The organism is Gordonia sp. w5E2 (assembly GCF_036540975.1).
Classification (GTDB): Bacteria; Actinomycetota; Actinomycetes; order Mycobacteriales; family Mycobacteriaceae; genus Gordonia; species Gordonia jacobaea.
The window spans coordinates 590,348-614,362 of record NZ_CP144213.1; the positions used below are offsets into that span (position 1 = coordinate 590,348).

Here is a 24,015-nt window from a genome sequence, read left to right on the forward strand (position 1 = left end):
GTGTGGGCGAGAACCTGTCGCCGCGCGCCGATCAGTGGAGAAATCGAAGTAACGACGAAATCAGCCAAGGAGTACACCCGTGACACTGACCGACATCGAACGACGCACCGACAGCGAGTCCGCTGCGCAGGCCCTTTACGACGACGCGTCGATCACCGTGACCAAGCTCGGCGAGAACATCGGAGCCAAGGTCGAGGGCGTCCGCCTCGGCGGAGACCTCTCCACCGAGCAGGTCGAGGCGATCCGCACCGCGCTCGCCGTCAACAAGGTCATCGCCTTCACCGGGCAGGACCACCTCGACGACGAGACCCAGTATGCGTTCGCGTCGTTGCTCGGTGAACCGACAGCACCGCACCCGACGGTGACGTCGCGCGGCGATCAGCTGCTCACCATCGAAGGTGCCGCGAACAGTTGGCATACGGACGTGACCTTCGTCGACCGCATCCCGAAGGCGTCGCTGCTGCGGCCAATCGTGTTGCCCGCCTACGGTGGTGCGACCACCTGGGCGTCGACCGTCGCCGCCTACGAGCAGTTGCCCAAGCCGCTGCGCTCGCTCGTCGAGGAACTGTGGGCCACGCACTCCAACCTGTACGACTATGTGGGACAGAAGGAGCCGTCCGGCGGCGTCGACGTTGTGCAGAAGGAGGAGCACTACGCCGAGTTCACCAGCTCCGAGTACGAGACGCTGCATCCCGTCGTCCGCGTGCACCCGGAGACCGGTGAGCGCAGCCTGCTCCTCGGCCACTTCGCCAAGGAGTTCCGCGGCCTGAAGGCGTCGGAGTTCGCCAATCTGTACCAACTGCTGCAGGCTCGGATCACCAAGCTGGAGAACACCTTCCGCTGGAATTGGAGCTACGGCGACCTGGTGATCTGGGACAACCGGGCGACCCAGCACTACGGCATCGCCGACTTCGGCAATAAGAAGCGTCAGCTGCATCGGATCACCCTGGCCGGCGACGTGCCCGTCGACGTCAACGGGCAGCAGAGCCAGATCATCCAGGGCGACGCGTCGCACTACTCGTCGGTGGAGCAGCCCCGACGTCTGGCGGTGTTCGCTGCCTGATCCTGCTCGCCGGAGATTCTCCGGAGAGTGCACGATGCGGTCGGACCACGTGCTGGGTCCGGCCGCATCGTGCGTTCTACATTGCGTCGTCTGGCCTGTGGATGACTCCCGTGGCATAGGGCTTTCTGCGCATTACACTCCTCGCATGTCGAAGAGGATAGTGGTCGGAATCTGTTGTGGTGCAGCGCTCGTGCTGTCGCTGGCCGGTTGTTCATTGCCGGGTGAGCCGGTGGCGCAATCGAATTCGGGTGCCACCGATATCACGACGAGCACCGCGGACTCCGCCACGGCTCAGCCGACCGGGCCCTCGGTGGGCACTGCGACGATGAAAGTGGTCGGCGGTCCGACGCCGGTCACCATCCGCTACCGCATCAACGGCGGGCCGGAGACCAGAACCGAGTCCGCCGTAACGCTGCCGTGGAGCAAGGACTACCCGGTGTACAACGAGGTCTCGTCGAGCGTCAGCGTGACCGGCGGTACCGAGGTTGGTTGCGCGATCATGATGGGCAGCAGCCTGGTCCCGTACAAGACCGAGCCCAACCCGACCTGCGAGTTCGCGTACTACGGGTGATCAGGCGCCAGCGCTATTGGGCTGGTGTTCGCGGTTCAGAGCTGGTTCAGCGTGGCACCGAGTCCGCGTCGTTCCAGGCTGATTTGCAGGCTCTTGCTCGGCTCATTGGTTTGCAGCCATGTTCGAACACCTTCGACCTGCTCCTCGCGGGGCGCATCGAGCAAGTGAAGAATGGTCAGCAGTTGACCTGCCATTGCGGGCTGCGGGAGATTGACGTCGACAGGGAGATAGACGCTGTCGTCCCAAAGACGATTCGCAATACCCATGATTCCATCCCGCGGGTCGACACAAACTTCAGATCAAACCCATGTTCTCGTTGATCCATATCGAGCGTACGGCTACACGAATCAGTGCGTCACTATGACGGCGCGAATTGTGGGAAGCGTCCCCGCTTCGTCGACGCCGACAATCTGAAGAACAACATACGACGAGAGCAGTAGCTCGCCTTGGTGCGAGCGCACCGTCGCCCAGCGGAGGTATCCAGAGCGCTGGTGTTCCAGCGGGCACCTCGACCTCGAGCAACGCCGGTCCGTCACCAGACGGTGGACGCGTGAACTCACTGGCGGCGACTGCCCTATGAACCGACGTTGCGAAGTAGCCCGATAGAGGAACGGTCTGGCCAATCAGGTCACTGAGGGCGCTCGTATCCAACCCGAACACCTTTGGAGCGTTGCGAACGCCCCGGTAAACGAGCACTCGTTGCGCCAACCGATGTCGCTCGATCAGTACATCGAGAATGTCGGCCCGTTCGACCATGAGCGCGTCGTCGGACTCCTCGCGGGCGACACGTTGAAACTCCTGATACGTGCGGTCGTCGCGCTGCCAGAGGGAGATTATGTGCCGACTCTCATCGTCGAGAATTGCTGCGTCGGAGGCATACTCGGCATCGAGGACACGAGCGGCAGCCTGTCCGTCTTGCCCGCCTGGACCGCCGATAGGCTGCGGTCCCGGTGGTAGCGTCAGCGTCTGCCCTTCCGGTCGTGATGACCACCAGAAGGTCACCGCGTCCGAAGAATCGTAGCCGTTGGTGTGGCCAGAGGGCACTGGAGCCGCCTAGGAGAATCGAACTCCTGACCTATTCATTACGAGTGAATCGCTCTACCGACTGAGCTAAGGCGGCGTGCTGCGCGAGGCAGCGCTCACGAGTGTAGCGAGCCGCGTCGGTGGAACCAAAACCGGCACCGAGACCGGGCATGGTGGGTGCCCTCAGAATGGGAAGTCGCGGTCGCACGGGACCGCGACCGGCGAGCTCGGGTCGAGTGCATTCTGCACCAGCGCGGCCACGGTCGGCGAGTAGATCATGCCCAGATGCCCGACCGTCGACGCCGGGCACACGTTCTGCACGACGACGTTCGTGACGTTCGGCGCGGGTTCCATCAGTGCGTTACGCAGCGGGAAGACCACTTCGTCGTGCGTGGTGGCCAGGTTGACGTACTTGATGTTCGAGTGGTTGGGCCCGTTGTCGCCCTCGCCGCGCGGCACGGGCTTACCGCCGAACGAGTAGCCGCGGTTCGCTCCGGATATATCGACGATGGTGCCGATCTGTGCGGCTCTGCCGGGCAACTGCGTGACCGACTGCGCAACCGCTGCGCCCTGCGAGTGTCCGACGAGGTCGACGGTGCTCGCCCCGGTCTCGCGACGGACGTGGTCGATGAATGTGGCGAGCTGCTGCGTCGACGTCGCTCTGGGCGCCAGTCCGCCGACCGAACCGCTTCCCGGTACCTGGCCGAACGTGAAGGTGTAGACGCAAAAACCCGCGTTGGCCAGCGTCGGAGCGAGGAATGACCACGCTGACGACTGATTCGAGGTCGTGCCGTGCACCAGGATGACGGGATCGCGGTCGTACCGATCGTGACAGTCGGGTCGATTCGCGCCGGCGGGGGCGGCGTCGGCGGGCCCGGTCAGCCCGTCGCGTTGGGCGGCCACCACGTCGGTGGTCACCGGGAACGGGTCGGCGAGTGCCGCGCCGGCCCCGAATGATGTCCCCACCAGACCTGCTACCGCGAGCACCAGCGCCGCACATGCGCGTGTGTGCATGCCGTCGATCATCCCAGAATGTGCCGTCTCGCGGTGGTCGACGAAGAACTGCGTGAACTCCCGACAACCAGTTCATCTCGATCAGACACAACCGCGACCCACATACGACGATCCGCCGTACCGTCGGGCTATGGCCCCTTCTCCGCGAAAGCCCGTCACCGCAGCAGACGCCAGCACTCGGCTGTCCGACCCCTGGCGGGTCATCGGCAACAGCGTGCGTGCGGGGTACGACACCGGCTCGATGGCTCGCGGCGTGCGCTTCCTCCATCGGATCGCGCAGGAAGCAGAGATCGCCGACCACCACCCCGACATCGATCTGCGTTACGGCACAATCCATCTCACTCTCTCGACGCACAGTGCGCACCGCATCACCGAAGCCGACGTCGGGCTGGCGAACCTCATCGCACAGATCGCTCGCGAGCTTGAACTCGAACCGCTCGCCATGCCGGAGGCCCGCTTCGACGTCGCCATCGACGCCCTCGACATCGACAAGATCCGACCCTTCTGGATCGCTGTGCTCGGCTACAAGCAACTCGACGGCGACGCGCGCGAGCTCGAAGCGGCCGACCTCGTCGACCCCGCCGGACGTCTCCCCGCGATCTGGTTCCAACAGATGGACACCGAACGGGCTGAACGCAACCGGATACACCTCGACCTCTGGATCCCGCACGACGAGGTGGAAGCCCGAATGCGCGCCGCACTCGACGCCGGCGGCACGCTGGTCACCGACGAGTTCGCGCCCTCGTGGTGGGTACTCGCCGACGCCGAGGGCAACGAGCTGTGCCTGTGCACCTGGCAGGAGCGCGACGACAAGGGTTACGTCGGCGCTTAGCACGCCTCACTGCGCGAAAGCGCCCACGATCTCGGTGATGTCGTCGAGGGTTTGCTCCCAGCCGTACAGCACGTCGTCGTAGGTCAGCCGAAGGGTGGGTCGGCCCTGCGTGAGTGATCTGCGGTCGCGGTGCCGATCGTTGGTGTAGTTCGCAGGGCTGAGGTGGTAGAGCTTGCTGTCGCATTCGATCAGGAGCCGGCCGATCCGCAGGTCCGCGTGCTCGGCTTCGGATATCTCGGGTTGTACCTCGACCTCGAAACCGGCCCGGCGACAACGGACTCGGGTCAGACTCTCGGTCCCGGACATCGACCGCGGATCGCATTCGAGAAGCAGGGCCTCGATGAGTGGACTCGTCTGGGGCAGCATCAGGCGAAGGTCATCGACATCGATGTCGAGCGTGTGCATCGCCGAATCGAGCGTGGCGATCGTGTCGTCGTCCTTCATGCAGCCCGCGGCGCACACCAGAGACAGACCGATGGTGTCGGTGATGGTGGTGACGGGAAGTGGCGCGCCGGGAAGTGTGCAGTAGTCCGCGCGCCTCGGTGTCGCGCTCTTGCCTGCGCGCACATGGAGCGATTCGTATCCGGGCGGCACCCACAACTTGTGCTTGGTGAGCGCCGACGCGCAGGAGAGTGCGCCATAGCGTTTGGCTGCAGCCACGGCATCCGGATCGGCTTCGGGCTGGGCGTACCAGCCGCGACGCGGAACGAGGAGTTCGCCGCGACGTACCTTTCTGCGCAGGTCGGCGTCGGTGAGCCCGCGTGCCCTTAGCTCCGGCCGAGAAAAGACGCCGAGGTTGACCGCGTCGGGGTCGATTGCGCCGAGCGGAAGCGCATCGGGAGTGAGGTCGGGGTTCACCGGAGGTCGAATAACCATGGCATTTGGACGTACACCGTCCGCAAAGGTTCCAAGCCGTTCCCGTTTTCAGTCATTTTCAGAGGTGCCCGGCCGCAAAAGCCCAGGTCGGATCGCCGAGACGGTTCAGAAATGACTGAAAACGGGAGACCCCAGAACGTGAGGCCCACAAGCGGGAGAGTCAAGGCGGCCTGGCGTGACGCACACGAGTATGTCGTGCCTCCGCGGAGAAATCGGTGTCGCACCGCCCCGACTAGCTCACAAAGATTCGACTAGCTAAGCAATCAGGAGTACAACTTGTATCTATGTTGGATCTGAGCGCCACATCGGCGGCCGATCGGGTGTACGACGAGGTCAAGGAACTCATCCTGACCAACGCCATCGCCGGTGGTGAGCTGATCAGCGAGGGCGAGGTGGCGCAGCGCTGCGAGGTCAGTCGCACCCCGGTCCGTGAAGCGTTTCTTCGGTTGCAGGCAGAAGGCTGGATGCGGCTGTACCCGAAACGCGGCGCGCTGGTGCTGCCGGTGACCGACACCGAGGCCCGCGACGTTGTCGACGCCCGGATTCTCATCGAGTCTCACGCGGTGCGCGGTCTCGTCGCCCGCGGCCTGCCCACCGGCGACCTGGTGGCGGACCTGCGCCGCAACCTGTCCGCACACGCAAACGTGGGACCCGACGACATCGCCGACTTCTCCCGTCTCGACGCGCAGTTCCACCAGCTCATCGTCTCGGCCGGGGCCAACGGCGTACTCGCCGACTTCTACCTCGGTCTCGCAGAACGCCAGCGGCGCATGACCACCGCGAGCGTGCACCGGGAGCCGACCATGACGCCCCGGATCATTGCCGAGCACACCGCGCTCGTCGACGCCATCGAATGCGCAGACGCCGACAGATTCACATCACTGCTCGTCGACCACGTCGCGGGTGTTCATCGCATCGACGATGTCTACGCCGTCCACGCGACCGACGCGAGCGCCGCCCACACAGAGGAAGGACAACGGTGACTACCACCGCAGACAACGCCACCCCCACGGTGACCGGTCCGACGGTTCGTCGCACCGCGTGGATCGCGGTGGCACTTGCCGTCTTCGCATCGGCCTGGGGTGGAAACGAATTCACGCCGCTGCTCGTGATGTACCGCGAGACTGGCAATTTCGGGGCCGTCGCGGTCGACGCGTTGCTGTTCCTCTATGTGGTCGGCATCGTGCCCTCGCTGTTGATCGGCGGTCCACTGTCGGATCGGTACGGGCGTCGCCCGTTGATGTTGCCCGCACCGGTGTTCGCCGCGGTGGGGTCGCTGCTCCTGGCACTCGGTGCGAATTCTGTTGTGCTGCTGTCGATCGGACGCGTGTTCAGCGGAATCGCGTTGGGACTGTCGATGGCGGTCGGCGGCAGTTGGATCACGGAGTTGTCGGTACGTGGTGGCGCCGGAGCGGCATCAGGGGCCCGGCGCGCCGCGATGAGCCTCACCGCCGGATTCGGCATCGGTGCGGGCGTCGCCGGTGCGCTGGCTCAGTGGGCACCGTGGCCGCACGTGCTCGCCTACCTGGTGAACATCTCGCTTGCGGCCATCGCTCTGGTGCTCCTGCTTGTCCGCGCACCCGAAACGCGTTCGCCCAGTAGCACTCCCGGACGACTCGTCGACGACCTGAAGATCCCGTCGGCAGCGCACCGTCGGTTCCTGTTCGTGGTGCTGCCGGTTGCGCCCTGGGTGTTCGGCGCATGCGCGTCGGCGTACGCGATCATCCCCGCGCTGATGTCGGCGCGCACCGCCGGAGCGCCGATCGCGTTCGCCGCGCTGTGCTGTGTGCTCGGACTCGCGGCGGGTTTCGGCATCCAGTCGCTGGGACGTCGAATCGACAACCCCGACGGTGTGCGCGGCGTCGCCGCCGCCCTCACGGTGTTGGCTGTCGGAATGGCGTTGGCGGCGTTGGCTGCTCACATGTTGACGATCTGGATGTCGCTGATCGCTGCGACGGTTCTCGGCTGCGGCTACGGCATGGCGATGATCGCAGGGCTCCTCGAGGTGCAACGGATCGCGGCTCGCAGCGGCCGCAACGACCTCGCCGGGCTCACCGCGGTGTTCTACAGCGTGACCTACCTGGGCTTCGCGATTCCGGCTGTGCTGGCTTTGATCACCGAGTTCTGGCACGCGGTCACCTACACGCACATGTTCATCTTCGGGATCGTCGCGGCGCTGCTGTGTCTCGCCGTCGCGCTGTACGGGCATCGTCGGCACGCCGTGACAGCCTGACCGATAGGGGTCAGGTCCGCCCAGGGCTCCTGGTGAACATCTTGTGCAGCAGTTCCAGTTCGGCGGTGGAGGCCGTGGTCAGTACGTCGGGCGCCGGATCGTCGACGTCCCAGACGGTTTGGAGAACCTCGCGTCCGGCGTCGGTGATACGTACCTCTTTTCGACGACGGTCGCTCGACGACGGCTCGCGCACCACATATCCCGCGGACTCGAGGTCGGTTACCGCGACCGACGCCGCGGGGGCATCGATGGTGGCGGCGTGAGCGATCTCGGTGATCGTCAGCGGGCCGTTCCGCAACCGCTTCAGCACCCGAATCCTGCTGAACGGCAACCCTGTTTCGGCTACCACCGTGCGTCGCCACGCGTCGCGTGAATCTGTCACGAACGAGGTGAGTTCGCGCCAGACCTGCGCGACGAGTTCGTCGTGGGGGGCAGCGCCGTGCTCGTCGGCTGCTCCGGGTTCAGGCATGGGACATCTCCGGTTCGATCAACCGATCTGAGACGGTCTGCGCGGTGCGTAGCGCCCACGGTGTGGTGGACACGATACCGAGTACGAGAATCGCTGCACTGAAAGCGATCACGATCCACCACATGGCCGTCATCGCCGTCGAGAAGTCGATGGCCGTGTGCGCGGCGGCCAAGCCGGTGACGCTACCGGCAAGTGCCACACCGAGACTCACGCCGATCTGACGGCTCGTCGACGCCACGGCGCTGGCAGCTCCGGCTCGATGTCGGGGCATGCCTGCGACCGCGGAGTTGGTGATGGGCGCATTGATCATCCCGAAGCCCAGTCCGAAGATGAAGAACATGAAGGCCAGCAGGGGGACCGGGGTGGCGTCGTCGATGAACAGCATCATCGACGAACTGATGAGAAGTGCGATCCCGGCGATCACGAGCGACGGTCGGGTGCCCCAGCGACCGACTGCGCGCCCGGAGAGTGGCGAGCAGATCAGGACCGCTATCGCGGGTGGAACGAGCATCGCACCGGTGCCGACGGCGCTGAATCCGCGGTCCTCCTGTAGGTAGAGCGACATCAGGAACAAGAACCCGCCCCAGTTGGCGAACGCGCAGATCGCGATCACGGTTGCCGACGCGAACGGGACGCTGCCGAAGAATCGGAGGTCGATGAACGGGTCGTCGTGGCGTCGTTCCCACAGGAGGAAGCCGACGAAAGCGGCTGCGGCGACCGCGAATACGATTACGGTGCGCGGAGATCCCCACCCGTGGCCAGGGCCCTCGATGAGGCCGTAGACCGCGCCGCCGAGTGCGATCATCGCCAACGCCTGTCCGACGGGATCGAGTGTCCGCATGATGGGCGAGCGTGATTCGGGGACCAGGATGGCGGTGAGCACGATCGCGATCAGACAGATCGGCAGGTTGATCCAGAACACCGCACGCCACCCGATGGTGTCGATGAGCACGCCGCCGACGATCGGGCCGGCGGCCATCGAGATTCCGACCACCGATCCCCACACGCCGATCGCGCGGGCGCGCTCGCGAGGGTCGACGAAGATCTGCGTGATGATCGACATCGCTACGGGGTTGAGCATCGACCCACCGACGGCCTGCAGGGCGCGGGCGGCGATCAGGACGCCGACGCTCGGCGCGAGGCTGCACGCCAGCGATCCGACCGCGAACGTGACCAGACCGATCTGGAACAACCGCTTCCGGCCGTACCGGTCGGCGGTGGCTCCGGACACCATCAACAGACTGGCCAGCACCAGCGTGTAGATGTCGATGACCCACTGCAACGACGACACGCTCGCGTTCAGATCCGTGCGGATCGCCGGCAGGGCGACGTTGACGATGGTGGCGTCCATCGACACGATCAGCAGGCTCATGCAGCAGGTGCCGAGGATCGCCATCTTCCTGCGCGGCGTCAGCTCGACGGAGGTAGTTGTGGACATACAAAGATTGTAGAACTACAAGCATTCGACGTCCAGGGGTCATGGCACACGGTCAACGGTGACAAGAGGGTGGCGCGGTAACCTGCACGAGGTCGACCGGTTCAACGGACCGGGATGAATCCGGTTCGGGCCGGTGAGTGAGAGGACGGGTGTCAGTGCTGCTCGGGGCGTGGGTGAGTGTGGTGACCGTCGTCCTGCTCATTGTTCCCGGGGCGTGTGTCGGTCGTCGGATGACGCTGAGCTGGCCCGTCGCGATTGCAGCGGGCGCGCCGATCACGTTCGCGATCGTGAGCGTGTCCACCGTCCTCTACGGCGCGATCGGTTTCGAATGGAACGTCATCACCGCGCTGGTCGCCGTCCTCGTCGCGTATGCGCTGGCCTGGGTTTATGCCGCGCTGCTGGGCACGCGGGCGGGACGTCGAATCGCTCCTGCACCGGGCGCGACGTCGACCTCGGAGGACGGGACGGTCGACGCCCCGCTGAGCTGGCGTGCGGCGCTGCGCGGGGGCATCGGTATCGCGCTCGGGGCGATCATCATCGCGATCACGTGCATCAGGCCAATCGCCAATACCGCGTTCGCCGGACTCGACAGCATTCCTCAGGTCTGGGATTCGCTCTGGCATGCGAGTTCGCTGCGCTGGATTCACGAGACCGGCGTCGGATCGTCGTTGCGCATGGGCGAGCTCATGAACTACGACACCCACGGCTTCAACTACTACCCGAATACGTGGCACGCGCTCGGCGCTCTTGAGATTCCGCTGACCGGCGCGAACCCGGTGCAGCTGTACAACACCTACTCGCCCGCGACGTTGGCGGTCACGGTCACGCTCGGCGTCGCGTCACTCGCGTACTGGTTTGCGCGCCACCGCTTCGACACCTCGACGTCGGCGTTGATCGCCGGTGTTGCGGGCGCGGTGGCGGCGCTGTTCCCGTCGCTGCCGTATGTCGAGGTGCAGTTGACCTCGGTGCCGAATGCCGTGGGTGTGTCGATGGCGCCTATCGCCGCGGTGCTGACGATCAGTGCGGTGCGCGATCGACGTCGGGTGCTGCCCGCGGCCGTCGCGGTCTCCGGCGTCACGGCGACGCACCCGTCCGGTCTGATCCTGGTGGGTGTGATCGTCGGGGTGTGGTGGCTGTTCGAGGCGCTGCGTCGGCCCGTGCACAGCCGCGTCGGAGACTTCGTCACCCTGGCGATCGCCGGGCTGGCGACGGTCGTTCTGGTCTTCCCGGTGGTACTGGGCACGATTCGCGTCGCCGATACCAACGAACTGCCGTTCTTCGACTTCCGTGTCGACACGGTCGGTGTGCTCGAAGGGCTTTCGCAGGCGCTGTTCAACGGCACGGTGCCGTTGCAGACGCAGGACTATCCGGTGTGGGGTCTGGTGATCCTCACCGTGCTCGGTGCTGTTGCACTGCTGTGGCTACGGTGTTGGGGCGGGCTGGTGACCTGGGCAATCTTCGTTTTGGTCACCGCCAATTCGGTTGTCTCGCTTGGCCCGCTGTCGGCGCCGCTCGGGGTGATCGGCGGCTACTTCTACAACTCGCCACATCGGCTGACGTTCGTGGTGGCACTGTTCTGTGCGGCGGCCGCGGGCGTCGCGTTGGGAATCGCGGCGTTGGCCGTGTCGCGGTGGGTGGCGCGGTCGGGGTCCGGCGACCGCGTTGCGACGCAGCGACGTTGGGCTGTTCCGGTCACGTTTGCCGTCCTGCTGGTGTTGATCGCGGGCGCTGCTGTGTGGCGTTACCCGTCGAACGCGCAGATCGCGTCGAAGGAACGGGGCGAAAAGCTGGTCGGCAGAGACGATCTCGCCGCGTACCACTGGCTCGATCGTCAGCCAGACGCGCACGACGCGCTGATCCTGAACAACCTCGATCAGGGCACCGGGTGGCTGTATCCGGTGACCGGACTGACCCCGTTGTTCTCGTTCTATCGGGCAAACGAGTTCTCCGAACGCCAGCGCGACTTGTACTGGGGGACAGCGCAAATCGGCGCCGATCCGCACGTCGATCAGATCGTCCGCGACATGAACGTGCACTACGTCATCGACAGTCCGCCGAGTTACTGGCCGTTCCAGAACGGTGTCCCCGACCCGGAGCACGGTGTGCAGGGCGACCCGTTCCTGGCGCTCCGGGAGCACGGCGCGCCGGGGCTGACGCCGGTGTTCCGGCAGGGCAACGTGACGGTGTATCGGGTCAACGAGAACGTGCTCACCGCGCCGCGCTGAACCGCTGCGAGCTGTACCCCTCAGGCGTCCGGGTAGCCCTCCGGGTTGTTCGACTGCCAGCGCCAGGTGTCGACGCACATGTCGTCGATTGTCTTGCCCGCGAACCAGTTCAGCTCCTTGTTCGCCCTCGTCGGGTCGGCGTACGACGCCGCGATGTCGCCGGCTCGACGCGGTGCGATCTCGTAGGGGATCGGCTTACCGCTGGCGCGTTCGAAGGCCTGCACCACCTGCAGTACCGAAACACCCTGTCCGGTACCGAGATTCCAGGTCGACATGGGTTCGGACCCTGCGCTGATTCGTTCCAGTGCTGCGACATGCCCCGCGGCGAGGTCGTCGACGTGGATGTAGTCGCGCACGCCGGTGCCGTCGGGGGTGTCGTAGTCGTCGCCGAAGATCGAGAGCTTCTCCCGACGTCCGACGGCGACCTGTGCGACGAACGGCATCAGGTTGTTGGGGATACCGCTGGGGTCCTCGCCGATCTGTCCGCTCGGGTGGGCGCCGACCGGGTTGAAGTAGCGCAGCGCGGCGATGCGCCAGGCGGGATCGCTGGCGGCGACGTCGCGCAGCACCTGCTCGATCATCACCTTGGTCCAGCCGTACGGATTGGTCGCCGACGTCGGGGAGTCCTCGGTCATCGGGAGTACCGGCTCCGCGCCGTACACCGTGGCCGACGACGAGAACACCAACCGGTGCACGTCGTGGCGTCGCATCGCGCGGAGCAGCGAGAATGTGCTGCCCAGGTTGTTCTCGTAGTACTCGAGCGGCTTGGCCACCGACTCGCCGACCGCCTTGAACCCCGCGAAGTGGATCACGGCGTCGACGTCCTCGTGGTCGAAGAACTTCTCCGTCTTGTCGACGTCGGTGAGATCAAAGGAGTGGACCGGTATGTGGACGCCGGTGAGGCCCTCGAGCCGGCCGATGACCGTCGGCTTGGCGTTGCTGAAGTCATCGACGACGACGACGTCGTGTCCTGCTTCGACGAGTCGGATCACGGTGTGTGAGCCGATGTAGCCGGCCCCTCCACTGACGAGTACACGCATGACAATCACGGTAAGCGGTCGGACTGGGATTCATCCACGCGGACCCTGTGAGCTACCCCTCGGTGAACAGTTTGCTGCGAAGCACGCTCTCGGGTTGCGGTGGTCGAGCGCGTGAGGCCGAATGTGGTGATGGAGTCGTATGAACTCGTGAGGCCGAGGGGCGACGTGCGATGCTGACTGCCGAGGTTGCTTCGTTCGACATCGCCGCTGCCGCGGGCTGGTACTCGGCGGTGGCGGGTCTGCTCGCGGGTTTCGCCCTGCTGGCGGTACTGCTACCGCTCGACCATGACACCCGCGACGACGATGCCGAGGCTGCAGGGGCGAGCGGCGTGATCGTGTTCACCAGCGCGTTCTTCTCGCTGCTGATCCTCGCGTTCAGCTATGCGATCCTCTCGGGTCGGTCGAACGGTCCGGTGGCCGCGCATGAACAGCAGCTCAACGGTGCCGCGTTCGGCCTGGCGTCGCTGTTGCTGCTGCTCGGTTTGCGGGAGGTGCTGCGGCTTTACGGCACCAACCGGTCGATCATGCAGCCTGCGCAGAACCTCGTCGCTCGCACCACGGCTTTGTGGGGGCCGATGATCGTGGTGGCGTTGCAGTTCAGCAACACCCTCGACACCGAGGCGCTGCGCGAGGGCGGCCAACTGCGATTGGAGTGGCCATTCTCCAGCGGCATCCTGATCAATCTCGGGGTGTCGATTGTGGCCATCATTCTGATCGTGTTGGTGCCCGTCGTCGGGCGGAACCGGCACGTCGCGGCCAAGACGACGGCGGTGATCGGCAGGGTGACCCTCGGATTCACGGTGGTCGTCACCCTGTGGTGTGCGTTGGTGGTGCCACTGCTGCCGTCGGATTTTGTGCTCGGTGCGGTGCTGGAACATGTGACGCTCGCAGTGGCCGCGGTAGCCGCCGTCGTGTACTCGTGGGCGGCGTGGCTGACCCGTTGAGCCGCTCGAGGTAGGCCGCCGGTTGCTGACACGAAAGACCCGGTCTGACAAGCTGTGCTCACCGGAATCTGGGTCGCGAGCGAGACGAGGGGTCATGGGGTCAGAGCGCACCGATGTGGAGTTCACGTCCGACGGCGTCGTCATCCGAGCTTGGCTCTATCGACCAAATGTGCCGAATCCGCCGATCATCGTGATGGCGCATGGCCTCGGCGGCGTCAAGACCATGAGGCTCGACGCCTTCGCCGAGCGTTTCGCCGACGCGGGGTACGCATGCCTTGTCTTCGACTACCGACACTTCGGCGACAGCGACGGCGAGCCGAGGCAGCTGCTGTCGGTGCACAGACAACTCGCCGACTACGACGCCGCGATCACCTACGCGAAGTCGCTCGACGGGGTCGACGCTGCTCGGGTCGTCGTGTGGGTATCGTCGTTCTCCGGCGGACACGCGCTGACGTTGGCGTCGCGCCATCCCGGGCTCGCCGCGGCGATTTCGCAGTGCCCGTTCACCAGCGGTATCGCGTCCCTGACCGCACTCGACCCGATCTCGTCGGCAAAGGTCACGGCGCGCGCAATCGCCGACCTTGCGTCGAGTGCGGTGGGTCGCGACCCGGTGACGGTGGGGCTGACCGGACACGGTCACGACGCCGCGCTGATGACCGCACCGGACGCCGAGTCGGGCTACCTGTCGTTGGTGCCCGACGGGGCGTCGTTCTCCGATCGTGTCACCGCGCGCACCGGTCTCGCGATTCCGCTCTACTCGCCTGCGCGGAAGGCATCGCGTATCAGCATCCCTACATTCGTCGCGATCTGCGAGACCGACAGTGTCGCCCCATCCGGTCCGACAATGCGTGCGGTACAAAGCAATCCGCACATCACAGCGAAGATCTACCCGTACGGACACTTCGATATCTACGTCGGTGACGCCTTCGAGGACGTCGTCGCCGACGAGGTGGGATTCTTGCGCGACGTCGTACCCGTCAACCCTCAGCGAGCGAGCGCGGCCGACGCTCACGCCGGGCGGTCACCGATCTCGAGTCCCGCCAGCGACGAGGTGCCGTCGTAGATGACGCGACCCCATTCCCGCACGGTGCAGCGCAGGGTCCCGTCGAGGAATTCGTAATCGGTGTCCACGTTGCGCCGCTCGTGCGGTATCGGCACCGGCAGCACGGGCGGTTCTCCGACACCGTGGCCGTCGAGTTCGATGGCGAATCGCACTGTGCGCGCGGTGATGTGCCAGTGCCAGGTGTTCCGGTCGAAGTGGTAGCTGGTCAGTGCGGGCGGGGTGATGCGCAGCACCCGAAAGCCGATGCGCACGACCACTCCGGTGACTTCCTGCTTCACCGGGCCGAGTTCGAGTAGCCCACCGGAGAACGCGACGCACACGTCGTCGTCGCCGAAGTCATGCGCCTCGCCCCACCACCACCGCTGCGGGAAACCGGCACCCCAGTTGCGTTCGCAGTAGAGCCGGGCGTCGTCGAACCGCCAGTCCACGCCGGGTCCGGTGACCGTTGCCGACGCCCGGCCGCCAAGACAGTAGGCGTGCCAGTACTGGTTGAGGAACGGGATCGAAGAGAACACCCCGCCGCCGCCGAACGCCTTCGGCCAGGGTCGGGTGTTGTCGACACGCAGGTCGACGGTGACGTCGTCGATGGTCAGAGCGACGCCGCCTCGATTGGCATCGAGGTAATTCCCCTGTTCCTGCGCGCGGACGGAGAACTCGCGAGGATCGGCCACCGCAGCACCGATCGCTGCCTGGCGCACGACGGCGCCGGGTTCGAGCACGATGGCCGCCGTCGACCAGTCCCCGGCGTCGTGGCGGTTGCAACTGCACAGTGCGACCACTGCGCGGCCGGTTGCCCGGTCGGTCAGCCGCCAGAACCAGCCCTCCATCTCGGTGCCGTGGGACGGCAAGGGGTCGCCGTATGGGACATCGGCACCGGTGCGGCGATAGAGCGCCACGAGTTCGCGGAGCGGCCAGTCGAGGGGGCGCATACCCGAGTGTGGCATCCGGGCGGGATCTGCATGCGAGTCCTGCGTGATGTCGCGTCGAGTCACTTCGGGCAGGTGTGCGTCGCCACGGCACCACCCGCGAGCGTTCCGATCGGCCCGACAGTCGGCGGCGAGAGGCACTGCATCACGCCGCCGAGCGTCGGGGTGAGGGTGCGCGGGTCGAATTGGAATGTCCAACGCAGGTGCAGATCCGGCGACGGTCGTCGACCGGGGTACATGCCGAACGCCTCGGGAAGCGTCGAACCGGGTCCGCGCCCGACGAAGGCATAGCGCCGAGTGCCGGGGGCACCCTGATTTGCACTGTGGAGCTTGCGTAACACCGTGAAGAAGTACGGGGCGCTGCCCGGACTGTCCTGACGGTAGATCCCCGCGAACTCGTAGACCTGGACGCCCGTGGCGAACAGTGCCTGGTAGGGCAGGTTCGCCACGTCGTTGACGATCGATACGTTTGTCGGTGCGGCGTCGGCGTGGGTGCTTTGCGTGAACGTCACGCCGCCGGCCACCGCCACGGCGACCAGCGCCGTTGTGACACGGGTGCCGAGAACCTTGCAGCCGGTACGGCGAGCCGAACCCATGCTGACCTCCGATGGTCGACGCCCCGACAGACCTCCCTCTCGCTCCAGAGTGTCGACGGTCGACGGGTGTGTCATCCCACGCGACTCAATGAAACGAACCTGTTATCGGCGACAAGGGCCTAGCTGACCATCGGTGGCCTTTCGGTCACAGTGGCTCAGCCGCCGCAACGATTTCCGAGGATCGCGGCGCCGCCCGTCAGCGGTCCGATGGGGCCGGAGATGAGCTTCGGGCACGGCAGGGGGTGCGGGTCGTAGCTCAGTGGCTGCAGCGTCCGAGGATCGACCCGGAAGTAGAAGTTGCCGACGTTGTGCGGCTCGGGGCGCAGGCGCGAGTAGAGGGCGAACACCTCCGGCAGCTGTGTGCCGGGACCGAGTCCGACGAACCCGTATCGCAGGCTCCCCGGCTTGCCATCGCGTGGGTTGTTCAGCTTCCGGAGCACGGTGTAGTAGTAACGCGGTGTGATTCCGGTTGAATCGGACGTGCCGCGAACCGTCGTCGCATACTCGTATACCTGCACGCCCGCGCCGAAGAGTGCCTGGTAGGTCAGGTCGCCGAGTTGGTCGACCTGGTGGATGCCGGGTTGTGTCGGCGCGGCGTGCGCGCTGGGTGCTGTTGCTACCGCCGCGCCGCTCGCGATGGTTGCCGCGGCGAGTGCGGCGACGACGCCGCGACGAATACGTGAAGCTGTGACCATGAGAATCTCCGATGCCGAGTGTGCTGGACGAACCCCTGTATTAGGGGATTCGTAGCGGCGTCGAAAATCGTTAGCCTGCGTAATTCAATGAGACGACGGCGGAGGCCTCGGTGTCGATAAATCCCATTCGAAGTGCTCAGTCACCCACCCGGCTCCAGAATTTCCCCTCAATTCCGTTGTCTCGCAGAAACTCCTCCAAATCGTCTGTGTATGTGAACCGATCCTTGATGGTCGGCAGCAGTTCGTCGTCGGATTCGAGGCCGAGTAGGTCCCGGAGCCGTGCGACCGCGTCGGACGAGAACTGCTTCTTGAACTCGTACTCGTAGGCACCGAAGAATTGCTCGACGCCGCCGCCGAGGTCGTGGCCTTCGATCATGAGTCCACCGTCGTCGGTGAGCCGGACGACTCGCAGCATGGTGCCCTTGCTGTCGTGGACGTTGGTGATGACCACACTGTTCGGGGGTTGGGGTCCTGGGTTCATCTGCCGCCTTGCGGTCGAGAGGGATTCAGGATGGGACTTCGCGGGAGAGTGGGGCCTCGGAAGGACTTTTCTCGATTCCGAGAATAGCACTTATCGCAAGTGTGCGTAAAGCGTCCGACCGCGACGCTGACCTGTTGAACATGAGACGACGGGCCAGTCTTCTGGGTGCCCGGCATGCCCGGGCGGTGCGCGGCGTGAGGGCTGATGTCGGCGGCTGTCAGTGCAGCCACCTGATCTGTGTGCAGCCACCTTCGGCAGTGCAGAAGGTAGCTCTGCACGGATGAGGTAGCTGCGCGTCGAGTCGGTGGCTCTTAGACCAGTTGGTGTGCGGCTCGGGCTAGTTCGACGGCTTGTCGGCCCGTCGTCGGGTGCTTCGGGATCGTGGTCGCCGCGCTTTACGCTCGGCGGGCGCGCGCCACGCTCAGCCGATGACCTGCTCGGTGGTGGCGTACTTCGCCTCCGCGTCGCCCTTGGCGGCTTGCCACCATGCGGCGTTGTCGCGGTACCAGTCGAGGGTCGCAGACAGGCCGGAGCGGAAGTCGGTGTAGCGCGGTGACCAGCCAAGTTCGGTCCGCAGGCGCGTCGAATCGATGGCGTAGCGACGGTCGTGGCCGGGGCGGTCGGTGACGAAGTCGAAAGCATCGCGTGGCTGTCCGGCCAGTTCCAGGATCGTTTCGACGACGGTCCGGTTGTCCACCTCGCCGTCGGCGCCGATCAGATAGGTCTCGCCGATCTCGCCCTTCTCGATGATCGTCCAGACGGCGTCGTTGTGGTCGTCGACGTGAATCCAGTCGCGCACGTTGCGGCCGTCGCCGTAGAGCTTGGGACGCACGCCGGAGAGCACGTTCGTGATCTGGCGGGGGATGAACTTCTCGACGTGCTGGTAGGGCCCGTAGTTGTTGGAGCAGTTCGAGATGGTCGCGGGCACCCCGAACGACCGCACCCAGGCGCGAACCAGCAGGTCACTACCCGCTTTGGTGGAGCTGTACGGACTCGACGGGTTGTACGGGGTCGACTCGGTGAACCGCGACGGGTCGTCGAGGTCGAGGTCGCCGTAGACCTCGTCGGTGCTGATGTGGTGGTACCGCACGTCGTGGCGGCGAACCGCTTCGAGCAGGGTGTACGTGCCGACGAGGTTGGTCTGCACAAAGGCCGACGGATCGGCGAGCGAGTTGTCGTTGTGCGACTCCGCTGCGAAGTGGACGACGAGATCGGCGTCGGCGATCAAGCGGTCGGTCAGCGCGGCGTCGGCGATATCGCCCTCGACGAGGGTGATGCGATCCGCGACAGGTGCGAGCGTCGCGGGGCTGGCCGCATAGGTGAGCTTGTCGAGGACCGTCAACTGCACGTCGGGGCGCTGTTCGAGCGTGCGGAGGACGAAGTTCGCCCCGATGAAGCCGGCTCCGCCGGTGACCAGGAGCTTCAACGTCGTTCCCTTCGTACGTAGTGGACCCACGGGATGAGTCGCAGGGTGAGTGCAGCGCCATAAGAGTACCGAGCGTCCGACGAGATGTTCCGACGAGCAGTTCCGTTTAGTCTGATCTGCATGCGTGGAATCATTCTTGCCGGTGGTACCGGGTCGCGGTTGCACCCGATTACGCAGGGCGTGAGTAAGCAACTCGTCCCGGTTTACGACAAGCCGATGATCTATTACCCGTTGTCGACGCTGATGTTGGCGGGTATTCGCGACATTCTGGTGATCACGACCCCGCACGATTCGGCCGCGTTTTCCGGACTGCTGGGCGACGGGAGTCAGTTCGGTATCGACATCTCGTACGTCACGCAACCGTCGCCGGATGGTCTGGCGCAGGCGTTCGTGTTGGGTGCCGATCACATCGGGAACGAGTCGGTGGCGCTGGTGCTCGGTGACAACATCTTCTACGGTCCGGGCCTTGGATCGCAGCTCAAGGGGTTCGAGACGATCGACGGTGGCGCGATCTTCGCCTACTGGGTGGCCAATCCGTCGGCCTATGGTGTTGTCGATTTCGACGCGCAGGGGCGGGCGGTGTCGTTGGAGGAGAAGCCGACCTCCCCGAAGTCGAACTACGCGGTGCCGGGTTTGTACTTCTACGACAACGACGTCATCGAGATTGCGCGTGGCCTGCAGCCCAGCGCGCGAGGCGAGTACGAGATCACCGACGTCAACGCGCACTATCTCGATCAGGGCAAGCTCGCGGTGAAGGTGTTGCCGCGCGGCACCGCGTGGCTCGACACGGGGACCTTTGATTCGCTGTTGGACGCGGGCAACTTCGTGCGCACTGTCGAGCAGCGGCAGGGGCTGAAAATTGCTGTGCCCGAGGAGATTGCGTGGCGGCAGGGGTACCTGTCCGACGACGAGCTGGCGACGCGCGCCGAGAAGCTGCGCAAGTCGGGCTACGGCAACTATCTGCTCGACATCCTGGCCCGCGGTAAGGGTTTCGAGTGAACACGATCCACGAGGTAGGAGAGCGCGAGTGAAAATCCGTCCGTTGTCGATCGACGGCGCCTGGGAGTTCACGCCGGTGCAGCACGGCGACGCTCGCGGCCTGTTCGCCGAGGTGTTCAAGGGAGATCTGCTCGACGACGTGATCGGTCACCGACTCGACCTCGCGCAGGTCAATCTGTCGGTGTCGGCTGCGGGCGTCTTGCGGGGCGTGCACTTCGCCGACGTTCCGCCCGGGCAGGCGAAGTACGTGACGTGTCCGAAGGGTGCGATCCTCGACGTGATCGTCGACATCCGCGTCGGCTCACCGACTTTCGGCACCTACGACACCGTGCTCCTCGACGACGTCGACCGTCGTGCGGTCTACCTCTCCGAGGGGCTCGGGCATGCGTTCTGCGCACTCGAAGACGGGTCGACCGCGACGTACCTGTGCTCGACCGGCTACAACCCCGGCGCGGAACACGGGATCAATCCGCTCGACCCGGAGCTGGGCATCGAATGGCCGACGCTCGCGCGCGACGGCTCGCCACTGGTCTACGAATTGTCCGAGAAGGACACTGCGGCACCGGGTTTGACCGCCGCACGCGAATCGGGGCTGCTCCCGGACTACGCCGATGTGACCGCGTATCTGCGGGCGCTGGCCGAAGAGGCGTCGTAGACGCGGCTCGTTCTGGTAGACGCGGCCGGTACACCAGGCGCGTTTGCACGTTCGGGCGGCGTTTGGCGGCGGGCTCGGGCGGACAACACCCTCAGTCGCGCCGGTTCTCGACCTCGGCGTTCTGCAGTGCGACCGCGCGCGCGAGTCGTGCGTAGCGGATCTCCAGCTCGCGAAACCTGAGATACGTTGCGACAGTGGTGAATGCGAACGCGATCACCAGGCAGTAGAGCACCAGGTCGGTGCCGCGGCCGACGCCGACCCAGCCCGCGACAGTCGTCAGATCGTTGGGGCGGAACATCGCGTAGACGCCGAACACCACGAACGCGACGAACAGAAGCTTCACTCCCGCAGACGATCTCGCGTTGCCACGGTTGGTGACGAAGAACCACACGAGTCCGAGGGCCGCGAGCAGGAGCAGTATCTGGATGACGATCATGGCTATCTCCTCATGCGCCCGTGCAGCAGACCGTCGGCGACGATGTTGACGCCGTTGATCAGCGACTGCCCCTTGGCGCGCGAGTAGTCGGTGTAGAGGATGGTGACCGGCTGCTCCGCGACCCGCCAGTGATGGTGGTCGATGAGCGCGACGAACTCCGACGCGTGGCTCATGCCGGCCATCAGCAGATCGAGCTGGTCGGCGACGGTCTTGTTGAACGCGCGTAGGCCGTTGTGGGCGTCGGAGAGTCCGAGTCTGCGCGTGCGCGGACTCAGGAAGACGACGGTCCGCAGCACGATCCGACGCAGCAGTGGCACCGACTCGCTCCGGCCGTCGGCGAATCGGGTGCCGACGATGATGTCGACGGGTTCGGTGCGGAGTCGGTCGATCATCGCGACGACGTCGTCGACGCGGTGCTGGCCGTCGGCGTCGAAGGTGACGAAGTACTGGGCGTCGCGCCGCGCTCGCGCATATTCGACGCCGGTCTGGATCGCCGCGCCCTGCCCGAGATTGACCGGATGGCGCACGAGATGGATGCTGCCGGTCTGCGTGCGCGCGACGTCGGCTGCTGCCGATCGGATCTGAGCGACCGAGTCGTCGGAGCTGCCGTCGTCGACGCAGACGATGTTCGGAAAGGTTTTCGAGGCGTCGACCAGGACGTCTCTGATCACCTCGCCCTCGTTGTAGACGGGGATCACCAACCACACGTCGTCGTTGGTGGGGCGTTCCGTCATGGGGGTAACCCTATCGGAGCAGGTGCGGGGCACTTCGGACGTGCCCGGAAGGCGTGGGCGCGTCAACGTCTACCCTGATCGGGTGCCTATCGACGTCATGATGCCCTTCTACGGCGACGTCGAGCAGTTCAAGCAGGCGGCCACCAGCGTTCTCGAGCAGTCGGACCCCGACTTCCGGCTCGTCGTCGTCGACGATGGTTATCCGAGCGATGAGCCCCGCGAATGGCTGGCCGGCCTCGGAGACGCTCGCGTCCACTACGAACGCAACGCGCACAACCTCGGCGTGAACGGCAATTTTCGACGCTGCGTCGACCTCGTCACCGCCGACCGGTACGTCGTGATGGGCTGTGACGACGTGATGCTGCCCGGGTACCTCAAGGGTGTCCGTGCGCTGGCCGACGCACATCCCGATGCCGCGGTGATCGCGCCGGGCGTCGAGGTGATCGACGCGGACGATCATGTGGTGCGCCCGCTCGGGGATCGGATCAAGTCGGTGCTCGCGCCGTCGTCTGCGACGGTCCTGCGCGGCGAGGCGATGGCCACCAGCCTCTATCGCGGCAACTGGACCTACTTCCCTTCACTGCTGTGGCGCACCGATGCCGTGCGGACGGTCGGATTCAGGGAGGGACTCGACGTCGTCCTCGACCTCGCGCTCCTCGTCGACCTCGCCTTCGCGGGGGAGGCGCTCGCCTACGACCCGCGCGTGCTGTTCCGGTACCGCCGCCACGACGCGTCGGTCAGCTCGGTGCAGGCGGTCGACGGTCGACGCTTCGCCGAGGAGAACGCCTTCTTCGACGGCGAGGCACAACGATGTGCAGCGCGCGGATGGACGCGTGCGGCGCGGGCGGCACGGCTGCATGCGACGTCGCGGTTGCACCACAGCATGGCGCGGATCGCGGGCGCGGCGTCGAAAATCCGCCGCACGAATTGACGTCGCACGAATTGATTACGTCGAGAACGTAGCGAGCCGGCCCAGGTGCACGCCCGCCCCCACGAGCGGCCCGACGACCAAGGAGAGCGCGACGCGGTCGGTCACCTCGAGCGGCACGGTCAGCAGCGCGGCGCAGGCGATCGCGGCAACCCACCAGCCTGCCGCGTACCACCGGTGTGCTCCGACAGACAGCGTTGCCGCACCGGTCACGGTCAGCAGTCCCAGGGCGGTGGCGCCGACCATGAACAACGCGATGGTGCCGCCGCCGAGCGTGAAGTCGGCGCCGAAGATATGTGTGAGCAGCCAGGAGCCGATCGCCCAGGCCGCGACCGCGCCGATCGCACCGACCACGACGACCGCGGCCAGCGGCACGGCGAGCGAACGCAGCAACGCGTCGCGCGCTGCGACGAACCGGGTGATCAGCACCCCTTGAAAGCTGTTGAGCGGCACCAGTAGTGGGGCTCTGGTCAGAGTGACCGCCAGGATGACAGCTCCCACGACGCGTGAATCGTCGTCGGCGCGCGCGGTGATGTTGATCAGCACCGGGAAGCCCATCACCACCACCGCCGACGCCAGCGCGGCCGCCATCGCGGTGAGAGTGTTGCCCGCGAGGCGTCGGTCGTCGACGTCGCCGGGCAGTCCGACGGCGCGTCGGGCTGTCGACGACGTCGCGAGCACCACGATCCACGACACCGAGCCGACCACCGTGATCACCAGATACGCCAGCACGCCCCAGCCGAAAGCGACTGCGATGCCCGCGCCGACCAGTCGGATCAGCGCGTCGACGCTCAGCAGGACGGCGAACGGCGACCACGACAGCGACCCCGACAACGCGCCGCAGAGGTGCGCGTACACCGCGAAGCTCGCGACCCCGACGGCGAGCAGCACCACCGACAGCGCACGGTACTGGTCGAAGACGTGGCCGCTCCACAGCGGCGACGTCGCCGCGACGATGACCGCGAGCGCCGCGCCGATACCGACGTTGACCAGCAGCGGTCGGCCGAGGCGTGTGGGTGTCTCCGAGGCGGCACTCACAAGCCTCTCCGAGGCGGCGCGGATGGTGCGCGTCGTCTCCTGGAGCTGCCCGTTCTGTGCGCCGGTGACTAGGCCGTACGCCGCCCAGAAGACCGCGAAGACGGCGTATCCCGTTGCGCCGAGCTGCCGCGCGGCGAGTAGCAGAACCAGGTAGCCCGACGCCGCCGCGATGATCGTCGCGATCGTGACGCGCCCGACGGCGCTGCGTCCGCCAGAACTGTGTCCGCCAGAACTGCGCCCGCTCGCATCGTCGGATACCGCGGAGATCTCGGGATCAGGACCAGAAGTCATCGACACACCGATGTGCCGG

26 protein-coding genes and 1 tRNA gene are annotated in these 24,015 nt (G+C 65.8%); 12 read left to right on the forward strand and 15 right to left on the reverse strand.

The window, feature by feature from the left end:
• The first annotated feature begins 79 nt into the window (after window positions 1-79).
• Together RND64_RS02540 and RND64_RS02545 are read left to right on the forward strand one after the other, a co-directional pair.
• The gene (locus RND64_RS02540) at window positions 80-1,063 is read left to right on the forward strand and encodes a TauD/TfdA dioxygenase family protein (protein WP_049700606.1); all 984 of its coding nucleotides are present in this window, start codon (window positions 80-82) and stop codon (window positions 1,061-1,063) included.
• A gap of 145 nt (window positions 1,064-1,208) precedes the next feature.
• Entirely contained in the window at window positions 1,209-1,634 is a 426-nt protein-coding gene (locus RND64_RS02545; RefSeq protein WP_235434455.1) for a hypothetical protein, read from the forward strand.
• A 35-nt stretch (window positions 1,635-1,669) separates the two neighbouring features.
• Here RND64_RS02545 and RND64_RS02550 read toward each other — a convergent pair whose 3' ends face one another.
• Entirely contained in the window at window positions 1,670-1,900 is a 231-nt protein-coding gene (locus RND64_RS02550; protein WP_049700607.1) for a hypothetical protein, read from the reverse strand.
• A gap of 433 nt (window positions 1,901-2,333) precedes the next feature.
• On the opposite strand from RND64_RS02550, the gene RND64_RS02555 reads away from it, so the two are divergent.
• Window positions 2,334-2,591, forward strand: a complete 258-nt coding sequence (locus RND64_RS02555; protein WP_152930149.1) for a hypothetical protein — start codon at window positions 2,334-2,336, stop codon at window positions 2,589-2,591.
• Window positions 2,592-2,678: 87 nt separating this feature from the next.
• Here RND64_RS02555 and RND64_RS02560 read toward each other — a convergent pair.
• Together RND64_RS02560 and RND64_RS02565 are read right to left on the reverse strand one after the other, a co-directional pair.
• A tRNA-Thr gene (locus tag RND64_RS02560) sits at window positions 2,679-2,754 on the reverse strand.
• Window positions 2,755-2,840: 86 nt separating this feature from the next.
• The gene (locus tag RND64_RS02565) at window positions 2,841-3,671 is read right to left on the reverse strand and encodes an esterase/lipase family protein (protein WP_049700650.1); all 831 of its coding nucleotides are present in this window, start codon (window positions 3,669-3,671) and stop codon (window positions 2,841-2,843) included.
• 130 nt (window positions 3,672-3,801) lie between these two features.
• Between RND64_RS02565 and RND64_RS02570 the strand changes: the two genes are divergently transcribed.
• Window positions 3,802-4,503 carry a VOC family protein gene (locus RND64_RS02570; protein ID WP_049700609.1) on the forward strand — a complete coding sequence of 234 codons (702 nt, stop codon included), beginning with the start codon at window positions 3,802-3,804 and terminating at the stop codon, window positions 4,501-4,503.
• A gap of 6 nt (window positions 4,504-4,509) precedes the next feature.
• Here RND64_RS02570 and RND64_RS02575 read toward each other — a convergent pair whose 3' ends face one another.
• Window positions 4,510-5,379, reverse strand: a complete 870-nt coding sequence (locus RND64_RS02575; RefSeq protein WP_083444464.1) for a type IV toxin-antitoxin system AbiEi family antitoxin domain-containing protein — start codon at window positions 5,377-5,379, stop codon at window positions 4,510-4,512.
• 284 nt (window positions 5,380-5,663) lie between these two features.
• On the opposite strand from RND64_RS02575, the gene RND64_RS02580 reads away from it, so the two are divergent.
• The gene (locus RND64_RS02580; protein WP_049700610.1) at window positions 5,664-6,362 is read left to right on the forward strand and encodes a GntR family transcriptional regulator; all 699 of its coding nucleotides are present in this window, start codon (window positions 5,664-5,666) and stop codon (window positions 6,360-6,362) included.
• Window positions 6,359-7,612 (forward strand): MFS transporter, encoded by a 1,254-nt coding sequence (locus RND64_RS02585; RefSeq protein ID WP_414651986.1) that lies wholly within the window; start codon window positions 6,359-6,361, stop codon window positions 7,610-7,612. The genes RND64_RS02580 and RND64_RS02585 overlap by 4 nt, the downstream gene beginning before the upstream one ends.
• Before the next feature lie 10 nt (window positions 7,613-7,622).
• Here RND64_RS02585 and RND64_RS02590 read toward each other — a convergent pair whose 3' ends face one another.
• Together RND64_RS02590 and RND64_RS02595 are read right to left on the reverse strand one after the other, a co-directional pair.
• Complete coding sequence (locus RND64_RS02590; RefSeq protein ID WP_049700611.1) at window positions 7,623-8,081, reverse strand: MarR family winged helix-turn-helix transcriptional regulator; 459 nt, start codon at window positions 8,079-8,081, stop codon at window positions 7,623-7,625.
• Complete coding sequence (locus RND64_RS02595; protein WP_083444465.1) at window positions 8,074-9,477, reverse strand: MFS transporter; 1,404 nt, start codon at window positions 9,475-9,477, stop codon at window positions 8,074-8,076. Before RND64_RS02595 ends, RND64_RS02590 begins: the two co-directional genes overlap by 8 nt.
• A 197-nt stretch (window positions 9,478-9,674) precedes the next feature.
• Between RND64_RS02595 and RND64_RS02600 the strand changes: the two genes are divergently transcribed.
• Window positions 9,675-11,744, forward strand: coding sequence for a DUF6541 family protein (locus tag RND64_RS02600; RefSeq protein ID WP_049700613.1), 2,070 nt, complete (start codon window positions 9,675-9,677; stop codon window positions 11,742-11,744).
• Between the two features lie 20 nt (window positions 11,745-11,764).
• On the opposite strand, the gene galE is transcribed toward RND64_RS02600, so the two are convergent.
• The gene (gene galE / locus RND64_RS02605; RefSeq protein WP_049700614.1) at window positions 11,765-12,784 is read right to left on the reverse strand and encodes a UDP-glucose 4-epimerase GalE; all 1,020 of its coding nucleotides are present in this window, start codon (window positions 12,782-12,784) and stop codon (window positions 11,765-11,767) included.
• Between the two features lie 170 nt (window positions 12,785-12,954).
• On the opposite strand from galE, the gene RND64_RS02610 reads away from it, so the two are divergent.
• A complete protein-coding gene (locus tag RND64_RS02610; RefSeq protein WP_049700615.1) occupies window positions 12,955-13,728 on the forward strand; it encodes a hypothetical protein in 774 nt (257 codons plus the stop codon).
• Window positions 13,729-13,822: 94 nt separating this feature from the next.
• Complete coding sequence (locus RND64_RS02615) at window positions 13,823-14,791, forward strand: alpha/beta hydrolase (RefSeq protein WP_049700616.1); 969 nt, start codon at window positions 13,823-13,825, stop codon at window positions 14,789-14,791.
• On the opposite strand, the gene RND64_RS02620 is transcribed toward RND64_RS02615, so the two are convergent.
• The 5 genes from RND64_RS02620 to rfbB form a co-directional block, all read right to left on the reverse strand.
• Window positions 14,737-15,735 carry a tocopherol cyclase family protein gene (locus RND64_RS02620; protein ID WP_049700653.1) on the reverse strand — a complete coding sequence of 333 codons (999 nt, stop codon included), beginning with the start codon at window positions 15,733-15,735 and terminating at the stop codon, window positions 14,737-14,739. The genes RND64_RS02615 and RND64_RS02620 overlap by 55 nt on opposite strands.
• 44 nt (window positions 15,736-15,779) lie before the next feature.
• Complete coding sequence (locus RND64_RS02625) at window positions 15,780-16,388, reverse strand: hypothetical protein (protein ID WP_235434456.1); 609 nt, start codon at window positions 16,386-16,388, stop codon at window positions 15,780-15,782.
• An 80-nt stretch (window positions 16,389-16,468) separates the two neighbouring features.
• Window positions 16,469-17,008 (reverse strand): hypothetical protein, encoded by a 540-nt coding sequence (locus RND64_RS02630; RefSeq protein ID WP_049700617.1) that lies wholly within the window; start codon window positions 17,006-17,008, stop codon window positions 16,469-16,471.
• A gap of 136 nt (window positions 17,009-17,144) precedes the next feature.
• Complete coding sequence (locus tag RND64_RS02635; RefSeq protein ID WP_049700618.1) at window positions 17,145-17,489, reverse strand: hypothetical protein; 345 nt, start codon at window positions 17,487-17,489, stop codon at window positions 17,145-17,147.
• Window positions 17,490-17,910: 421 nt separating this feature from the next.
• Entirely contained in the window at window positions 17,911-18,915 is a 1,005-nt protein-coding gene (rfbB, locus tag RND64_RS02640) for a dTDP-glucose 4,6-dehydratase (RefSeq protein ID WP_049700655.1), read from the reverse strand.
• A 120-nt stretch (window positions 18,916-19,035) separates the two neighbouring features.
• Here rfbB and rfbA point away from each other — a divergent pair, with 120 nt between their 5' ends.
• Window positions 19,036-19,914 carry a glucose-1-phosphate thymidylyltransferase RfbA gene (gene rfbA, locus RND64_RS02645; RefSeq protein WP_049700619.1) on the forward strand — a complete coding sequence of 293 codons (879 nt, stop codon included), beginning with the start codon at window positions 19,036-19,038 and terminating at the stop codon, window positions 19,912-19,914.
• Window positions 19,915-19,942: 28 nt separating this feature from the next.
• On the forward strand, window positions 19,943-20,569 hold the full coding sequence (locus tag RND64_RS02650; protein ID WP_049700620.1) for a dTDP-4-dehydrorhamnose 3,5-epimerase family protein: 627 nt from the start codon (window positions 19,943-19,945) through the stop codon (window positions 20,567-20,569).
• Between the two features lie 91 nt (window positions 20,570-20,660).
• Here the strand turns inward: RND64_RS02650 and RND64_RS02655 are convergent, their stop codons facing one another.
• Window positions 20,661-21,005 (reverse strand): DUF2304 domain-containing protein, encoded by a 345-nt coding sequence (locus RND64_RS02655; protein WP_005206720.1) that lies wholly within the window; start codon window positions 21,003-21,005, stop codon window positions 20,661-20,663.
• 2 nt (window positions 21,006-21,007) lie between these two features.
• Window positions 21,008-21,739 (reverse strand): glycosyltransferase family 2 protein, encoded by a 732-nt coding sequence (locus RND64_RS02660; protein ID WP_049700621.1) that lies wholly within the window; start codon window positions 21,737-21,739, stop codon window positions 21,008-21,010.
• An 82-nt stretch (window positions 21,740-21,821) separates the two neighbouring features.
• Here RND64_RS02660 and RND64_RS02665 point away from each other — a divergent pair, with 82 nt between their 5' ends.
• A complete protein-coding gene (locus RND64_RS02665; RefSeq protein ID WP_049700622.1) occupies window positions 21,822-22,670 on the forward strand; it encodes a glycosyltransferase family 2 protein in 849 nt (282 codons plus the stop codon).
• Window positions 22,671-22,685: 15 nt separating this feature from the next.
• On the opposite strand, the gene RND64_RS02670 is transcribed toward RND64_RS02665, so the two are convergent.
• Window positions 22,686-23,996: a hypothetical protein gene (locus RND64_RS02670; RefSeq protein ID WP_049700656.1), complete on the reverse strand. Its 1,311-nt coding sequence runs from the start codon at window positions 23,994-23,996 to the stop codon at window positions 22,686-22,688.
• Between the last annotated feature and the right edge of the window lie 19 nt (window positions 23,997-24,015).

What these genes read in the sequence shown, in the direction of transcription:
- RND64_RS02545 (WP_235434455.1), top strand. Translation starts at nt 1,209, where the DNA reads ATGTCGAAGAGGATAGTGGTCGGAATCTGTTGTGGTGCAGCGCTCGTG.
- RND64_RS02550 (WP_049700607.1), bottom strand. Translation starts at nt 1,900, where the DNA reads ATGGGTATTGCGAATCGTCTTTGGGACGACAGCGTCTATCTCCCTGTC.
- RND64_RS02565 (WP_049700650.1), bottom strand. Translation starts at nt 3,671, where the DNA reads ATGCACACACGCGCATGTGCGGCGCTGGTGCTCGCGGTAGCAGGTCTG.
- RND64_RS02570 (WP_049700609.1), top strand. Translation starts at nt 3,802, where the DNA reads ATGGCCCCTTCTCCGCGAAAGCCCGTCACCGCAGCAGACGCCAGCACT.
- RND64_RS02575 (WP_083444464.1), bottom strand. Translation starts at nt 5,379, where the DNA reads ATGGTTATTCGACCTCCGGTGAACCCCGACCTCACTCCCGATGCGCTT.
- RND64_RS02580 (WP_049700610.1), top strand. Translation starts at nt 5,664, where the DNA reads ATGTTGGATCTGAGCGCCACATCGGCGGCCGATCGGGTGTACGACGAG.
- RND64_RS02590 (WP_049700611.1), bottom strand. Translation starts at nt 8,081, where the DNA reads ATGCCTGAACCCGGAGCAGCCGACGAGCACGGCGCTGCCCCCCACGAC.
- RND64_RS02595 (WP_083444465.1), bottom strand. Translation starts at nt 9,477, where the DNA reads ATGGCGATCCTCGGCACCTGCTGCATGAGCCTGCTGATCGTGTCGATG.
- galE (WP_049700614.1), bottom strand. Translation starts at nt 12,784, where the DNA reads ATGCGTGTACTCGTCAGTGGAGGGGCCGGCTACATCGGCTCACACACC.
- RND64_RS02610 (WP_049700615.1), top strand. Translation starts at nt 12,955, where the DNA reads ATGCTGACTGCCGAGGTTGCTTCGTTCGACATCGCCGCTGCCGCGGGC.
- RND64_RS02615 (WP_049700616.1), top strand. Translation starts at nt 13,823, where the DNA reads ATGGGGTCAGAGCGCACCGATGTGGAGTTCACGTCCGACGGCGTCGTC.
- RND64_RS02620 (WP_049700653.1), bottom strand. Translation starts at nt 15,735, where the DNA reads ATGCCACACTCGGGTATGCGCCCCCTCGACTGGCCGCTCCGCGAACTC.
- RND64_RS02625 (WP_235434456.1), bottom strand. Translation starts at nt 16,388, where the DNA reads ATGACACACCCGTCGACCGTCGACACTCTGGAGCGAGAGGGAGGTCTG.
- RND64_RS02630 (WP_049700617.1), bottom strand. Translation starts at nt 17,008, where the DNA reads ATGGTCACAGCTTCACGTATTCGTCGCGGCGTCGTCGCCGCACTCGCC.
- RND64_RS02635 (WP_049700618.1), bottom strand. Translation starts at nt 17,489, where the DNA reads ATGAACCCAGGACCCCAACCCCCGAACAGTGTGGTCATCACCAACGTC.
- rfbA (WP_049700619.1), top strand. Translation starts at nt 19,036, where the DNA reads ATGCGTGGAATCATTCTTGCCGGTGGTACCGGGTCGCGGTTGCACCCG.
- RND64_RS02655 (WP_005206720.1), bottom strand. Translation starts at nt 21,005, where the DNA reads ATGATCGTCATCCAGATACTGCTCCTGCTCGCGGCCCTCGGACTCGTG.
- RND64_RS02660 (WP_049700621.1), bottom strand. Translation starts at nt 21,739, where the DNA reads ATGACGGAACGCCCCACCAACGACGACGTGTGGTTGGTGATCCCCGTC.
- RND64_RS02670 (WP_049700656.1), bottom strand. Translation starts at nt 23,996, where the DNA reads ATGACTTCTGGTCCTGATCCCGAGATCTCCGCGGTATCCGACGATGCG.